Source organism: Sphingomonas sp. 320_CC, assembly GCF_059691795.1.
Genome location: NZ_JCAWAE010000003.1, coordinates 436,878 through 452,261 on the forward strand (window position 1 = coordinate 436,878; position 15,384 = coordinate 452,261).

General features: G+C 66.2%; 15 protein-coding genes and 2 riboswitches. Of the genes, 8 read left to right on the plus strand and 7 right to left on the minus strand.

Annotated features, from left to right (window positions below):
* Position 1: 1 nt before the first annotated feature.
* The 5 genes from pstB to AC59GX_RS13485 all read right to left on the minus strand — a co-directional run bounded on the left by pstB (position 2) and on the right by AC59GX_RS13485 (position 6,099).
* The gene (gene pstB, locus AC59GX_RS13465) at positions 2 to 781 is read right to left on the minus strand and encodes a phosphate ABC transporter ATP-binding protein PstB (protein WP_426281395.1); all 780 of its coding nucleotides are present in this window, start codon (positions 779 to 781) and stop codon (positions 2 to 4) included.
* Positions 781 to 2,091, minus strand: coding sequence for a phosphate ABC transporter permease PstA (gene pstA / locus AC59GX_RS13470; RefSeq protein WP_426281394.1), 1,311 nt, complete (start codon positions 2,089 to 2,091; stop codon positions 781 to 783). Before pstA ends, pstB begins: the two co-directional genes overlap by 1 nt.
* A complete protein-coding gene (gene pstC / locus AC59GX_RS13475) occupies positions 2,084 to 3,460 on the minus strand; it encodes a phosphate ABC transporter permease subunit PstC (protein ID WP_426281393.1) in 1,377 nt (458 codons plus the stop codon). Before pstC ends, pstA begins: the two co-directional genes overlap by 8 nt.
* A 307-nt stretch (positions 3,461 to 3,767) precedes the next feature.
* On the minus strand, positions 3,768 to 4,826 hold the full coding sequence (locus AC59GX_RS13480; RefSeq protein ID WP_426281391.1) for a substrate-binding domain-containing protein: 1,059 nt from the start codon (positions 4,824 to 4,826) through the stop codon (positions 3,768 to 3,770).
* Positions 4,827 to 4,872: 46 nt separating this feature from the next.
* Complete coding sequence (locus AC59GX_RS13485; RefSeq protein WP_426281389.1) at positions 4,873 to 6,099, minus strand: ATP-binding protein; 1,227 nt, start codon at positions 6,097 to 6,099, stop codon at positions 4,873 to 4,875.
* A gap of 213 nt (positions 6,100 to 6,312) precedes the next feature.
* Between AC59GX_RS13485 and AC59GX_RS13490 the strand changes: the two genes are divergently transcribed.
* Genes AC59GX_RS13490 through AC59GX_RS13505 form a run of 4 tightly spaced genes read left to right on the plus strand, consistent with a single transcriptional unit; the run spans position 6,313 to position 8,849 of the window.
* Entirely contained in the window at positions 6,313 to 6,738 is a 426-nt protein-coding gene (locus AC59GX_RS13490) for a hypothetical protein (RefSeq protein WP_426281388.1), read from the plus strand.
* Between the two features lie 4 nt (positions 6,739 to 6,742).
* Positions 6,743 to 7,018, plus strand: coding sequence for an HPr-rel-A system PqqD family peptide chaperone (locus AC59GX_RS13495; RefSeq protein ID WP_426281387.1), 276 nt, complete (start codon positions 6,743 to 6,745; stop codon positions 7,016 to 7,018).
* Entirely contained in the window at positions 7,015 to 7,875 is an 861-nt protein-coding gene (locus AC59GX_RS13500) for an HprK-related kinase A (protein WP_426281385.1), read from the plus strand. Before AC59GX_RS13495 ends, AC59GX_RS13500 begins: the two co-directional genes overlap by 4 nt.
* The gene (locus tag AC59GX_RS13505; RefSeq protein WP_426281383.1) at positions 7,860 to 8,849 is read left to right on the plus strand and encodes a nucleotidyltransferase domain-containing protein; all 990 of its coding nucleotides are present in this window, start codon (positions 7,860 to 7,862) and stop codon (positions 8,847 to 8,849) included. Before AC59GX_RS13500 ends, AC59GX_RS13505 begins: the two co-directional genes overlap by 16 nt.
* On the opposite strand, the gene AC59GX_RS13510 is transcribed toward AC59GX_RS13505, so the two are convergent.
* Both AC59GX_RS13510 and AC59GX_RS13515 read right to left on the minus strand, forming a co-directional pair.
* Positions 8,846 to 9,205, minus strand: coding sequence for a VanZ family protein (locus AC59GX_RS13510; RefSeq protein WP_426281382.1), 360 nt, complete (start codon positions 9,203 to 9,205; stop codon positions 8,846 to 8,848). The genes AC59GX_RS13505 and AC59GX_RS13510 overlap by 4 nt on opposite strands.
* Positions 9,202 to 9,885 (minus strand): HAD-IA family hydrolase, encoded by a 684-nt coding sequence (locus tag AC59GX_RS13515; protein WP_426281380.1) that lies wholly within the window; start codon positions 9,883 to 9,885, stop codon positions 9,202 to 9,204. The genes AC59GX_RS13510 and AC59GX_RS13515 overlap by 4 nt, the downstream gene beginning before the upstream one ends.
* A 62-nt stretch (positions 9,886 to 9,947) precedes the next feature.
* On the opposite strand from AC59GX_RS13515, the gene glmU reads away from it, so the two are divergent.
* The 4 genes from glmU to gcvH all read left to right on the plus strand — a co-directional run bounded on the left by glmU (position 9,948) and on the right by gcvH (position 15,313).
* Positions 9,948 to 11,342, plus strand: a complete 1,395-nt coding sequence (gene glmU, locus AC59GX_RS13520) for a bifunctional UDP-N-acetylglucosamine diphosphorylase/glucosamine-1-phosphate N-acetyltransferase GlmU (protein ID WP_497301884.1) — start codon at positions 9,948 to 9,950, stop codon at positions 11,340 to 11,342.
* 26 nt (positions 11,343 to 11,368) lie between these two features.
* A complete protein-coding gene (gene glmS, locus AC59GX_RS13525; protein ID WP_497301886.1) occupies positions 11,369 to 13,192 on the plus strand; it encodes a glutamine--fructose-6-phosphate transaminase (isomerizing) in 1,824 nt (607 codons plus the stop codon).
* A 254-nt stretch (positions 13,193 to 13,446) separates the two neighbouring features.
* A riboswitch (glycine riboswitch) is annotated at positions 13,447 to 13,550 on the plus strand.
* A gap of 1 nt (position 13,551) precedes the next feature.
* Positions 13,552 to 13,659: riboswitch (glycine riboswitch) on the plus strand.
* 48 nt (positions 13,660 to 13,707) lie between these two features.
* Positions 13,708 to 14,940, plus strand: coding sequence for a glycine cleavage system aminomethyltransferase GcvT (gene gcvT / locus AC59GX_RS13530; protein ID WP_426281376.1), 1,233 nt, complete (start codon positions 13,708 to 13,710; stop codon positions 14,938 to 14,940).
* A gap of 1 nt (position 14,941) precedes the next feature.
* A complete protein-coding gene (gene gcvH / locus AC59GX_RS13535; RefSeq protein WP_333928474.1) occupies positions 14,942 to 15,313 on the plus strand; it encodes a glycine cleavage system protein GcvH in 372 nt (123 codons plus the stop codon).
* Positions 15,314 to 15,384 lie beyond the last annotated feature (71 nt).

The window sequence follows — 15,384 nt, forward strand, 5'->3', positions numbered from 1 at the left end:
CTCAGCCGTAACGGCCGGTGATGTAATCCTTGGTCCGCTCTTCGCGGGGATTGGTGAAAATGTCCGAGGTGTTGCCGTATTCGACCAGCGTGCCGAGGTGGAAGAACGCGGTCTTCTGGCTGACGCGCGCCGCCTGCTGCATGTTGTGCGTGACGATCACCATGGCGTAGCGGCCGCGCAGTTCGTGGATCAGCTCCTCGATCTTGGCGGTCGCGATCGGATCGAGTGCCGAACACGGCTCGTCCATCAGGATGACCTCCGGATCGACCGCGATCGCGCGCGCGATGCACAGCCGCTGCTGCTGGCCGCCCGATAGCGCCGTACCGCTGTCGCTCAGCCGATCCTTGACCTCGTCCCACAGGCCGGCGCGCCGCAGCGACTTCTCGACGATCCGGTCGAGGTCCGCTTTCGCACCGGCCAGTCCGTGGATGCGCGGGCCATAGGCGACGTTCTCGTAGATCGATTTCGGGAACGGGTTGGGTTTCTGGAACACCATGCCGACGCGCGCGCGGAGCTGCACCACGTCCATGTCGGGCGAATAGATGTCCTGGCCGTCGAGCTTGATCTCGCCGGTCACGCGCGCGCTGGCGACGGTGTCGTTCATGCGGTTGAGGGTGCGCAGGAAGGTCGACTTGCCGCAGCCCGACGGGCCGATGAACGCGACGACCTCGTCCTGGTCGACGTCGATCGAGACGTCGTTGATCGCCAGCTTGCTGCCATAGGCGACGGAGACGTTGCGCGCCGTCATCTTGAGGATCGGAGGCTTAGAATGTTTTGGCATCACCAGCGGGTCTCGAATCGGTTGCGGAGGTAGATCGCGACGCCGTTCATCGCGAGCAGGAACACGAGCAGGACGATGATCGCGGCGGAGGTCTTCTCGACGAAGCCGCGGCTGACCTGATCGGACCACAGGAAGATCTGGACGGGCAGCACGGTCGCGGGATCGCTTAGCCCGGACGGAGGCGCGGCAATGAACGCGCGCATGCCGATCATCAGCACCGGCGCGGTCTCGCCCAGCGCGCGCGCCATGCCGATGATCGTGCCGGTGAGGATACCGGGCAACGCGAGCGGCAGGACGTGGTGGAAGACGACCTGGACCGGCGATGCGCCGATGCCGAGCGCGGCGTCGCGGATCGACGGCGGCACGGCCTTGATCGCGTTGCGCCCGGCGATGACGATCACGGGCATCGTCATCAGCGCGAGCGTCAGGCCGCCCACTATAGGCGCCGAACGCGGCATCCCGAACGTGCCAAGGAAAACGGCCAACCCCAGCAGGCCAAAGATGATCGACGGCACCGCCGCGAGGTTGTTGATCGAGACCTCGATCAGGTCGGTCCAGCGGTTCTTCGGCGCATATTCCTCGAGGTACAGCGCCGACAGCACGCCGATCGGGAACGCCAGCAGCAACGTGACGATCATCGTCAACAGCGACCCCTTGAACGCCCCCCAAATCCCGACTCGGGTCGCATCGGTCGAGTCCGCCGAGGTGAGGAAGCCCGCGTTGAAGCCACGGGTCAACGCCCCGCTCGCCTTCAGCCGCGCGACGATCGCTTCGGCGTCGCGCGTGCCGTTGCCTTTGGCGGCGACGTCGATCGGGCTGGAGACGGGGACCTCGAACACGGTCTTGCGCTGAAGCAGCGACGGGTCGGCCTTGATCGCATCGCGGACCACCGCCCAGGCGCCGTCGGAGAGAAGGTCGGTGCCGTCCTTGCCGAACGCCTTGGTCGCGGCGAGGTCGACCGTGCCTTCCAACCCTGCACCCGCAAGCGCGAGATCGGCGCCGCGACCGACGAGGCGGGCGGGCTCGATCGGCAGCTTGGCGGCAGCAAGATCGACCGGGAGCGACACGCGCGTCTCGACGAACCCGCTCGCGCCCTGCATCACCATCGTGACCAGCAGATAGGCGAGGAACGCGGCAGACAACCACACCGCGGCGAGCCCGGCGAAGCGGAAGCGGCGCTCGGACGCATAGCGTCGGCGGATGCGCGACTGCATCGCCTGCGTCGTCCAGTCGGTCGGGACGCGGCGCACCGGCTCCGCGCCAATGACGGAGGGGGTCACCGGAATTTGGGGCACGAGCGTGTCACTCATAGGCTTCGCGGTACCGTTTGACGACGCGCAGCGCGACGATGTTGAGAAGGAGCGTGACCACGAACAGCGTCAGGCCCAGCGCGAACGCGGCGAGCGTCTTGGGGCTGTCGAACTCGGCCTCGCCGGTCAGCAGGTCGACGATCTGCTTGGTGACGGTGGTGGTGCTGGCGAACGGGTTGAGCGTCAGCGTCGCGACCCCGCTCGCGGCCATCACGACGATCATCGTCTCGCCGATCGCGCGCGATACCGCGAGCAGCACGCCGCCGACCACGCCGGGGAGGGCGGCGGGAAGCAGCACGCGGCGGATCGTCTCGGACGAGGTCGCGCCCATCGCGAGGCTGCCGTCGCGCATCGAAGAGGGAACCGCCGCGATCGAGTCGTCCGCCATCGACGACACGAACGGGATGATCATGATGCCCATCACGAGGCCCGCAGCGAGCGCGCTCTCCGACGACGCCCAGCTGATCCCGACCGACACGGCGAGGTCACGCACCGCAGGCGCGACCGTCAGCGCGGCGAAATAGCCGTAGACGACGGTCGGCACGCCCGCGAGCACCTCGAGGATCGGCTTCATCCACTTGCGCGTGTTCGGTGCTGCATATTGCGTGAGGTAGATCGCGCTCATCAAACCAAACGGAATGGCGACGGTCATCGCGATCACCGCGCCGATGAAGAACGTCCCCCAGAACAGCGGCACCGCGCCGAGCGACGCGCCCGGATCGCGGCCGTCGATAACCTGCGGGCTCCAGTGTGTGCCGAACAGGAAATCGGTGATCGGCACGACCGAGAAGAACCGCGCGGACTCGTACAGCAGCGAGGCGACGATGCCGACCGTGGTCAGGATCGCGATCAGCGATGCGCCAAGCAGCATCAGCATCACGACCCGCTCCACCTGAGTCCGCGCGCCGAACCCGGGCTTCACGCGGGTGAAGGCGAACGCGCCGCCGGCAAAGGCGAGCAGCAACGCGGCGGCGGTGGCGATCCAGTCGTAGCGCGATTGCGCCGCGGCGTAGGACGGGGCGAGCGTGCGGGCGAGCCCGTGGAACGCGCCGAAGCTGCGACCGTCCGCGAGGCTGCGCGCTTCGGACAGGATCGACGCGCGGTCGAAGCCGGGGGGCGGGAGCTGGATCGCGGCGGGCGTGGCGAGCACAGCATCGGTGACGAGCGCGGGCGCGGTCATCGACCAGATCACTAGGAAGACGAGCGGCGGGATCGCGGTCCATAGCGCGACGTACCAGCCGTGATGCGACGGCAGCGAGCTGAACCGCACGGTGCTGCCGGCGCGGAACCGGGTGGCGCGGACTCGGGCGGTGAGCCAGCCGATCAGGCCTAGGCCGAGGACTAGGAAGAGGAGGGCGATGGGGGACATTATAGTTCTCGCCCGTGGCGTTTGGTCGCGCGCGCACGCGCTATCCCACGAGCCACCACCCTGGCGAAGGCCGGGGCCCAGTTGGAAAGGTCGAGGTAACGGAGCGCAGCGCCCACCAATGCAACGCAGCTTAACTGGGCCCCGGCCTCTGCCGGGGTGGTGTCCCCGTTACGTGATGTTGCCGACGCCAAGCCGCCGTTCCCCCGCGGACGCGGGGGCCCAGCTAAGTTCCGATCGTGCGCTCGGCTCACGGGCCCCCGCGTTCGCGGGGGAACTAGCAAGGGCGTGCAGTTGAACGGAAGTGGCATCACGACAACACCGCCGGATCCAGCACCGTCTCATTCGCGATTATCGCCGCCGACCGAGCCTGAATCGACGCCGGCGAAGCAATCAACCCCCGCTTCACCAACGGCCCCGTAGCCCCCCAGTTCGCCGCATACAGCTTCAACAAGTTCCGCAACCCCGGGATCGCGGTCAGATGCGCCTTCTTCACGTAGATATACAGCGGCCGAGACCCCGGATACGCATTGTCCGCGATCGTCGCATAGGTCGGCGCCACGCCCGAGATCGATACCCCGTTCACGTCGTCCTTATTCTCTTCGAGATAGCTGTACCCGAACACGCCGATCGCATTCGGGTTCGACTGCAATTTCTGGACGATCAGATTGTCGTTCTCACCGGCATCGACATAAACCCCATCCTCGCGCACCCGCGTGCACAGCGCCTTGTGCGCTTCGGCATCCGACTTCGCGAGCGCCTTGGCCGAAGGATCGCTCGCCTCGCACCCCTTGGTCAGGATCAGCTCGGCCAGCGCATCGCGCGTGCCACTCGTCGCCGGTGGCCCGTAAACCTGGATCGGCACCGCGGGCAGCGCAGGATTCACGTCGCGCCACACTCGAGCGGTATTCACCTTGCCGCCCGGATTGGCGGCGAGCGCCTTGTAGAGATCGGTCGGCGTAAGCTGCATCTTCGGGCCGTTCTTCGCCTCGGCAAAGGCGATGCCGTCGATCCCGACCTGGATCTCGATCACGTCGCGCACGCCGTTCTTGGCGCACGTCGCGTACTCGCTCGCCTTCATCCGCCGCGAGGCATCCTCGATATCGGGATGCGCCGCACCGACGCCTGCGCAGAACAGCTTCATCCCCGCGCCGGTCCCGGTCGATTCGATCACCGGCGCCTTCGCATCGGGATCGTTCGCGACGAGCTGCTCGGCGATCATCGTCGTGAACGGATAGACCGTCGACGACCCAACCGCCGTGATCTGGTCGCGCGACCCTGCACCACCGCCGTTCGCCTGATCGACGCACGCGGCCAGAGCCCCAACCACCCCTAGAAGAACGAACCGCTGCACCAGAATTCCCGTCATGCACCGGCCTTAGCGGTACTTAAGACGATCCTGTGTGACAGTTGGGTTACCCTTTTATGACAGCGCCTTTGGTCGCGCCGCCGCTCGGGGGCAGGATGACCGAAACCACCGTACCGACGCCGACCTGACTCGCGATATCGAGCCGACCGCGGTGCCGCTCGACGATATGCTTGACGATCGCCAGCCCGAGACCCGTCCCGCCTAGCGACCGGCTGCGTCCCGCATCCGCGCGATAGAAGCGCTCGGTCAGCCGCGGAATGTGCACCGCCGCGATCCCGTCGCCCTCGTCGCGGATCGACAAGCGGATCATACCGGCATCGTCGCGCTTCAGTTCGATCGTCACCGGCGTCCCCGCACGCCCGTATTTCATCGCATTGCCTATTAGGTTGTGGAGCATCTGCGACAGCTGCACCCGATCCCCCGACACCGAGGAGAGGTTCGGATCGATCGTCGCGACCAGATCATGCCCGCGATCACCCGCGGCGTCGGCGAGTTCCTCGCGCGTGTCCTCGACCAGTTGCGCGAAATCGACCGCCTGGTCGGGTAGGCGAAACTTTTCCGCCTCGATGCGCGACAACGAGATCAGGTCCTCGACCAGCCGCTGCATCCGCCGCGCCTCGTCGTCCATCACCTTCAGGAACCGCGCGCGCACCTCGGCATCCTCGCCCGCCTCGTCGCGCAAGGTCTCGATAAACCCGAGAATCGAAGCCAACGGCGTGCGCAATTCATGACTCGCATTGGCGACGAAATCGATCCGCATCCGCTCGGCGGCATAGTTGCCGGTCTGGTCGACAAGGTGGACGATTCGCTGGCCTTCCGACGTCTCGCTGAGCAGCATTTCCCAGCGCTGATCCCGCGTGCCGAGCCCGACCAGCTCGATAGGTCGCTCGCCGTCGATCGGCCCCGGCGTCCCGAGGCGCTCTGCCGCCGCAGGATGGCGGATCGCAACGCGCGCGTCCTCGCCAAGGATATGCGCGCCGAGCAACGTCCGCGCGGCACGATTGGCGACCACTACGCGGCCGTCCTCGACCAGCATCACCGGCGCGACGATCGCATCGAGAACGTCGTCGAGCACCGACGGCGACACGCTCGTCGCGTCATCCATGGCAGGCGTCTCGTCCCCGGTGCCGGCCGCCACCAGCGCGGCTGCGATTCCCCCGACAAGCGCGACGATCGCGCTTTGCACGTCATGCGTAAGCGCGAACACCGCCACGGCAGCGATAACGACCACGACGATCGCCCAAAACGTACGCAGGCCAAATCCGGAAAGCATTGCGGTCTCCTGGGACGGAATCGACGTCCATGCGCAGCGCCATACAGCGGCACGGTGCAAACCGGTATCGTCTGTTGGCGCCGCCGACTTGCCGACCGCGGAATCGAACGGCGTGCGAAGTCGTCCTACTCCGGCACGCTCTCCCAAGCGTCGATACGGCGATGTTGTCAGCGCTTCAAGATTATGAAAGGGCTGTGGTCTAGCAGGGGCATCATGGACGACATCGAACTCAACCAAGACCCGGTCGCAACCGCGGAGACCGACACCGGCGTTCCAACGCGTCGCCGCGTGCTGGCGCTCGGAGCGGTGACCGCAGGCATGGTAGTGTCGATTCGCCCGGCGCTCGCGCAGACCGCGGGCTCGGTGCTGAATTGCGAGATTCCGGTGCCCGATCCGGGCCGCGCCGGCAGCTATATTGATGCGAACGGCGGCGTCGTACCGGCACGTACCAAGGGCGCATTCCCACCCTCGACGCGCGCGTTCAAGGGCGAAGAGGTGAAGCGCGCGATGGCCAGCGGCAGCACGCTGCCCGGCACAGACTCCGACCGCAGCCGCGCGTACGTCAAATATATCCGTCGGTTGCAGCGCGGCCAGGGCGGCTTCACCTGCTTCGCATCGTTGCAGATGCCGCGCGGCTGAAGCCGTGTCGGGGACGATCTTTCGGGGACCGCCCGACGGAGGCCTGCTGATCGCGCCGCTCGATGAATTCACCGCGGTATATCATCGCGCGTCGGGGATCACGCACCTGCTGACCGAACCCGCACCGCAGATTCTGGCGGTATTATGTGAGGGAGCATCGTCGCTGGACGTCCTCCTGGAGCGGCTTGGACGAGACTATGATCTCGATGACGGTACGCGCGAGGCTTTGGCGGCACGGCTCGAAGAACTCGTCGAAGCCGGACTGATCGAGCGGGCATGAGGCACGTTTTTTTCGTCCGCATCGGGCCGATCGGTTTCCGCATCGGCTCCGACTGGCGCGCGCCGATCACCGAACTCCAAAGCCTGTACCGCGATTACCCTAAGCCGCACGACGGCGTGCCGGACTTCACCGTGCGCCTGTTCGCGAGGCGTCCGTGGCGCAGGATCATACGCCCATCTGTCGAGATCGGTGGCGATTACATGCTTCCCGAAGCCGCACCGCTGCCGTTGCGCCAGGGACTGCTGGCTGCCGAGATGGCGATGAACCTCCAGATGGCCCTAGGTGCCCGTCGTTATCTTCTGCTCCACGCGTCCGCAGTCGAGCGCGATGGTCGTGCCCTGTTGATGACCGGCATCTCGGGCGCAGGGAAATCGACGCTCGCAACCTTGCTCGCGGCGAAGGGCTGGCGGTTCATGGGGGACGAGTTCGCGTTGCTCGATCCCGCGACCGGGCTGATCCATGCGTTCCCGCGCTTGATCAGTCTCAAGAACGTAGCGATTGCTGCGGCCGAGTCGGCGTGGCCTGATGCGCGGATGGGGCCGCTGATGCCAGCGACGCCGAAAGGCAACATCCGCCACATGGTCCCCGACACGCGCGCGATCGCGGCGATGGACGTGCCTGCGACCCCCGCGCTGCTGGTGTTTCCGCGCTATGGTTTCGGGGCGGAGACGCGACCGGTGCCGCCGGCCGAGGCGTTCGTGCGGATGACGCAGGCCTCGACCAATTACGTCGCGCTGGGCGAGGCCGGCTTTCGGGCGCTGACGGGCCTGATCGCCGACGTCCCTTCGGTCGCGATCGATTATCCGGACGGGGCAAGCGCGATCGAGCAGGTCGAGGCGCTATGGTCCGCGCGGTAAGCGACGCCCGCATCCTAGCCCGCGCGCTCGCCGATCCGGGCAGCGTCGTCGGGCTCGATGCGGACGGCTGGACCGCACTGCTGACGATGGCGCGAGCGGAGCAGCTAATCGGTACGCTGGCGATGCGTCTCGACGGCTTGGCGATGCCGGATGGCGTGAAGCTTATCCTGGCCGACGCGCGCGCCGCCGCCGAACACGGCCGCCGTGCCGCGCTATGGGAGGCCGAGATGGCACGGCGAGCGCTGGCTGCGATCGAATGCCCTGTCATCCTACTAAAGGGCACCGCATTCGTCGCGGCAGGCTTATCGGCAGGGCAGGGGCGATCGATCGGCGATCTGGACATTCTTGTGCCGCGTGCATCGCTCGATGCGGTCGAGGCGGCGCTGCTCGCGGCTAGCTGGGAATGGGTGAAGCCCGACCCGTATGACGATGTCTATTATCGCCGCTGGATGCACGAGCTCCCGCCGCTGATCCACCGCGACCGCGACCGGATGATCGATGTCCACCACACCATCCTGCCACTGACCGCGCGGATCACGCCTGATGCGGCGGCGTTAATCGCCGGGTGTTTCACACTGGAGAACGGCCTGCGGACCCTCTCCCCCAACGGAATGCTTATACACGCGGCGGCGCATCTGTTCGCCGATGGAGACCTCGCCGGTGGTCTCCGCAACCTGTGGGACATCCGCTGTCTGATCGAGGAGTTCGGCACCGACGGCCTCGACGAGGAGGCAGAACGTCACGGCCTATCCCGCGAAGTGGCCCGGTCCTTGCGCCTCGTCGATGCGCTTTTCGCCAAAGGAACCGCGCGCGGGGCCGATCGTCTCTACATTCGCCGCATCACCGCGCGAGACGGCTGGGGCAGGCCGACCCGACCGGTCGCCCGGCTCGCCTTCTACGTCCGCTCGCATTGGTTACGCATGCCGCCAGCGATGCTTGCCCGCCATTTGTGGACGAAGTGGCGCAAGGCTTAGTTGAGACGCGCGCCACGCCTGCGTCGGACGGCCCAGACGATCAGCAACACGACCGTGATCGCCAGCGTATCGGCGATCCAGTCGTAGATGTCGCAATCGCGGTGCAGCGATGGGATGGCCTGCAGGACCTCGATCATCGCGCCGAGAAACGATAGCCTCTCGCCGATCCGGAACAGCCGCGCGGTCGGAAACGACAGCGCCGCCAGCAGCGCCATCGTCGCAAATGCAAGCATATGCCCGAACTTGTCGCCGAACTGGTCGATCGGCATGTGCGGCGGCTTCGGCAGCAAAGCCATCGTCACCGCGAACACCACCGCGACGACCAGCGCGACGCGCGTGAGCGTCGTCCGGTTCATGCGCCGAGCCTTTCGAGCGTCGGGACGAGTTCGTCGAAACCGTCGATCACCGCGTCGGCGCCAAGCTCTGCTACGGGCTGCATCAGAAAACCGAAGCTGCACGCGATCGTCGGTAAGCCCGCCGCCTGCCCGGCCTGGATGTCGAAGATCGAATCGCCGACGAACGCAGCGCGGTCTCCGCCGCCCCCGCTTTCACGACAAAGCTTCACCATCTCGTGGATCGGCATCGGAGAGGGCTTCGACTCCGCCATCGTATCGCCGCCCAGGATGCAGGCAAATCGATCGGCCAGCCCAAGTTCGCCCAGCACGGTCCGCGCGAACCGTTCGACCTTGTTGGTGACGATCCCCAGCGTCACGCCCTTCGCAGCCAAGGCGTCCAGCGCATCGATCGCCCCCGGATAAGGCTTTGTCAGCACACAGATATTCGCCTCGTAATAGGCGAGCAGTTCGGCGTGCAGCGCATCGAGCATCGGTTCGTCATACCCGCCGGTCGCGGTCAGGCCCTGCTTGAGCATATGCCGCGCGCCGCCGCCGATCATCGGCTTGACCTCCTCGACGGTGAGGGGCGGGCGACCGACCGTAGCGAGCGCGTGGTTGACGGCGGCGGCTAGGTCGCCGCTCGTGTCGAGCAACGTGCCGTCCAGGTCGAACCCGACGATATCGAATAAAAAATGCGTCATTGGATGCGGGCCTGCCAGCGAGACTATGGAATTGGCAAGGCTTTCGTGGCAGCGATCCTTCCATGACGACGCATTCCATCGACCAACCGATTCCAGCCCACCCCATCGCAGTCGTGATCCTCGCTGCCGGCAAGGGTACGCGGATGAAATCTGATCTTCACAAGGTGCTTCACCCGATCGCCAGCCGGCCGATGCTACTGCATCTCGTCGCAAGCGCGGCGGCGTTGCAGCCGGCGAAGACCGTCGTCGTGACGGGGGCAGGGCGTGAACAGGTCGAGGCAGCGGTCGCGCCGCTCGGTATTTCCACTTCGCTCCAGGCAGAGCAACTCGGTACCGGCCACGCAGTTGCGCAGGCTCGCGACGCGCTGGCGGGGTTCGAAGGCGACGTCCTGATCCTGTACGGCGACGTCCCGCTCGTCACCGCCGCCACGATGGAGCGGATGGTCGACCGGTTGCACGGCGACGACACGCCTGCCGTCGTCGTGCTCGGCTTTCGCCCGGCGGAACCAGGCGCCTATGGTCGCGTCATCGCCGACGCCGCGGGTAGGATGGATCGGATCGTCGAGTATAAGGACGCGTCGGAGGCGGAACGCGCGGTGACGCTGTGCAATTCCGGACTGATGGCGGTGCACTCGACCGACCTGTTCTCGCTGCTCGACCGGCTCGGCAACGACAACGCGGCAGGCGAATATTATCTCACCGATATCGTCGAGCTTGCCGCAGCCGCCGGTCGCTCGTCCGCCGTCATCGAAACCGGCGCGGACGAGGTAGCCGGCGTCAACAGCCGCGGTGAACTTGCGGGTGTCGAAGCCGCGTGGCAGGCGACGCGGCGCGCGCAGGCGATGGCGGACGGCGCGACATTGATCGCCCCCGACACCGTCTGGTTCTCGCACGACACGCAGCTCGGCCGCGATGTCGTGATTGAACCCAACGTCGTATTCGGCCCCGGCGCGTGCATCGCTGACGGCGCGACGATCCACGCGTTCAGCCACATCGAGGGCGCCTCGGTCGGCAAGGGCGCGAACGTAGGGCCGTTCGCCCGCCTCCGCCCCGGCGCGGACCTGCGTGCGGATGCCAAGGTCGGCAACTTCGTCGAGGTAAAGAAGGCCGTGATCGGCGAAGGCGCGAAGGTCAGCCACCTCACCTATATCGGCGACGCGGATATCGGCGCGGGCGCCAACATCGGCGCGGGGACGATCACCTGCAACTATGACGGCTATTTCAAATACCGCACCGTGATCGGCGCGGGCGCATTCATCGGCTCGAACTCGGCACTGGTCGCACCTGTCACGATCGGTGCAGGTGCGATCGTCGCGGCGGGATCGGTTCTGACAGAGGACGTCGAGGCCGATGCCCTTGCGCTGGTCCGCCCGCTGCAAACCGCAAGGGCCGGCTGGGCCAAGCGCTTTCGCGACGGCATGATCGCGCGTAAGGCCGCGCAGGCAAGCGGCAAGTAAGACCCGTTCCACGGAGTATGATGTAAATGTGTGGTATCGTTGGAATCCTGAGCGGCGAGGATGTTGCCGGTCGTCTCCTGGATGGGCTGAAGCGGCTCGAGTATCGCGGCTATGATTCGGCTGGCATCGCGACCGACAATGACGGCGCGATCGAGCGGCGTCGTGCGTCGGGCAAGCTGGTTAATCTGGCGAACGAACTCGCCGCGCATCCGCTGCCTGGCAAGACCGGTATTGCGCATACGCGTTGGGCGACGCATGGCGGCCCGACCACCAACAACGCGCACCCGCACGCGACCGGCGAGGTCGCAGTGGTCCACAACGGCATTATCGAAAACTTCAAGCCGCTGCGCGACGAACTGATCGCGCGCGGCCGGACGTTCACCAGCGAGACCGATACCGAAGTCGTCGCGCATCTCGTCAGCGAGAAGATCGAGGCGGGCATGGACCCGATCGCCGCCGTCCGCGACGTGCTGCCCCGCCTGCACGGTGCGTTCGCGCTCGCGATCCTGTTCCGCCAGCATCCTGACCTACTGATCGGTGCGCGGCTCGGTTCGCCGCTGGTCGTGGGCCACGGCGAAGGCGAGATGTATCTCGGCTCCGACGCACTGGCGCTTGCGCCGCTGACGCAGCGTATCGCGTACCTCGACGAAGGCGATTGGGTCGTCCTGACCCGCGATGGCGCGCAGGTCTATGACCGCGACAACACGCCTGTCGAACGCGCGATCACGATCTCGGGCATCACCGGCGACGTGATCTCGAAGGGCAACCACAAGCATTATATGCTCAAGGAGATCTACGAGCAGCCGATCGTCGTCGCTCAGACGCTGCGCTCGTATCTGAAGCGGATGGAAGGCGAGATCACGCTGCCGATCCCCGAGTTCGATCTGTCCACGATCAAGCGCGTCACGATCGTCGCGTGCGGCACGAGCTTCTACGCGGGCATGGTCGCCAAATACTGGTTCGAACAGTTCGCGCGCGTGCCGGTCGACCTCGATGTCGCCTCCGAATTCCGCTACCGCGCGCCGGTGATGGAGGACGGTGGCCTCGCGCTGTTCATCTCGCAGTCGGGCGAGACCGCCGACACGCTCGCGGCGTTGCGTCATGCAAAGGCCGAGGGCCAGAAGATCGCGGTCGTCGTCAACGTGCCGACCAGCTCGATGGCACGCGAGGCGGACCTGTTGCTGCCGACGCACGCGGGCCCCGAGATCGGCGTGGCCTCGACCAAGGCGTTCACCTGCCAGCTCGCCGTGCTCGCCGCACTCGCCGCGAACCTGGCGCGCGCGAAGGGTTTGCTGTCGAAGGAGCAGGAGCGCGAGATCGTCCGCCACCTCGCCGAGGCACCCGCCGCGCTCAACGGTGCACTCGCGTATGACGAGGCGATCGAGGCGATGGCGCACAACATCGCCGGCGCGCGCGACGTGCTGTATCTGGGCCGCGGGACGGATTATCCGCTGGCGCTCGAGGGCGCGCTGAAGCTGAAGGAAATCAGCTACATCCATGCCGAGGGCTATGCCGCCGGCGAGATGAAGCACGGCCCGATCGCACTGATCGACGAGCATGTCCCCGTCATCGTCATCGCACCGTCGGGTCCGCTGTTCGACAAGACCGTCAGCAACATGCAAGAAGTCATGGCGCGCGGCGGCAAGGTCGTGCTGATCTCGGATTACGACGGCATCCAGGCGGCCGGCGAAGGCTGCATGGCGACGATCACCATGCCCAAGGTCCACCCGCTGATCGCGTCTTTGGTGTACGCGGTACCGGTGCAGTTGCTGGCGTATCATGTGGCCGTGCTCAAGGGCACGGATGTCGACCAGCCGCGGAATCTGGCGAAGAGCGTGACGGTCGAATAACGGTCAGCTTTCCGTCGGGTCGTACACCTCGAGATAAGTCCGCCACCCCGGCGAAGGCCGGGGCCCAGTTGGGGGACGGTAGTAACGACGGATGGTCCGCTGTTACGGCGACCTTGCCAACTGGGCCCCGGCCTTCGCCGGGGTGGTGCTAATGGCGGGGTATCCACCGATTTCTTGCCGCCGCGCCAAACCCTAGATTGACTAAGATTGTGCGTCGCGTCACAACCCGCGGCGTCGATGTCGGGCAACCGGCATGGCACCGCGCGGGAGAGCGTTTCCGGTCCTTTCAGGGCTGATGGAACCGCCGAAGGAGCAACCACCCCGGAATCTCTCAGGCACCAGAGACCGCGCGGGGCTGATCGACACTCTGGAAAGCGTCCTGGCGTTCGCGCCGAGGGCCACCGAAGGGGTAAGCGCTGGACAAGTCCCGCGCGAAAGCTCTCAGGTCCCGTGACAGAGGGGGTTTGGATCGTTGCACCACAGGGTGCCGCGCGCCCCTTCGACGGAGACCGTTTATGAGCGATTACGCCAGCATCATCGATCAGGCGGACGACTACGTCGAGCCCGAGATTCTGCCGTTGCCGCTCGACGCGTGGCACCGCGCGCAGGGCGCGCGGATGGTCGAGTTCGCCGGCTACGAAATGCCGATCCAGTATGAAGGCATCATGGCCGAGCACGCCTGGACGCGCGACTCGGCCGGGCTGTTCGACGTCAGCCACATGGGTCAGCTCGTCTTCTCCGGCGAAGGCGTCGCGCACGCGCTCGAAACCGTCCTGCCGGGCGACATCGCCGGGCTCGGCGAAGGCAAGATGCGCTATTCGCTGCTGCTCGCGCAGGACGGCGGCATCCTCGACGATTTGATGGCCACGCGCCTGCCCGACGATCAGCCTTCGCCCTTCTCCGCGCAGGACGTCGAGCCAGAAGCGTACGATCCACTGCATCCGTCGCCGACCGCGAGCGGCAGCTTTTACGTCGTCGTCAACGGCGCGACCAAGTATGACGATATCAGCTATCTGATCGAGTATCTGCCCGACGACGTCACCATCAACATCCTCGAAGACCAGGCGCTGCTCGCCGTGCAGGGTCCGAAAGCGGTCGAGGCGGTCGCGCGGATCGTCCCCGGTATCGACGGCCTCGTGTTCATGACCGCCGGTGCGTTCTATTGGAACGACGTACCGCTTTGGATCAGCCGCTCGGGCTATACCGGTGAGGACGGCGTCGAGATTTCGCTCCCCGCCGAACATGCCGTCGCGTTCGCGGACGCGCTGCTCGCGCTCCCCGAGATCAAGCCGATCGGTCTCGGTGCACGCGACTCGTTGCGTCTCGAAGCCGGCCTGCCGCTCTACGGTCACGACCTCGATCCCGAGATCACGCCGGTGATGGCCGACCTCGGTTTCGCGCTCTCGAAGCGTCGCCGGGAAGCCGCCGACTTCCCCGGTGCCGAGCGTATCCTTACCCAGCGCGAGCATGGCCCCGCCACCAAGCGCGTCGGCCTGATCGTCGAGGGCCGCCAGCCCGCGCGCGAGGGCGCCGAAGTGATCGACGACACCGGCGCGACGATCGGCCGCCTCACCAGCGGCGGTTTCGCACCCACCCTCGGGAAGCCAATCGCGATGGCCTATGTGCCGCTCGCGCTGTCGACGCCCGGCACCCGTATCGAGATCGCGCAACGCGGCAAGGTCCACACCGCCACCGTCACCGCGATGCCCTTCATTCCCCACCGCTACGTCCGCGCAGGAGCCAAGTGATATGAGCCGTTACTTCACGCAGGATCATGAATGGGTCGACGTCGATGGTGACGTCGGCACCGTCGGTATTTCCGAATACGCGCAGAGCCAGCTCGGCGACGTGGTGTTCGTCGACGTCCCCGAAGCCGGCAAGACGCTGACCAAGGGCGACGAAGCCGCGGTCGTCGAGTCAGTCAAGGCCGCGTCCGACGTGTACTCCCCGGTCTCGGGCACCGTCACCGAAGGCAATGCGGCGCTTACCGACGATTCCAGCCTGGTGAACTCGGACGCCGAAGCCGCAGGCTGGTTCTTCAAGCTGACGCTCAGCGACCCGAGCGAGCTCGACAGCCTGATGGACGAAGCCGCTTACGCAGCCTTCGTCGAAGGGCTCTGATCTAACTGCTCCCCTCCCGCTTGCGGGAGGGGTCGGGGGAGGGGCTGTTACAGTCGTTCCCCGTCTCATTC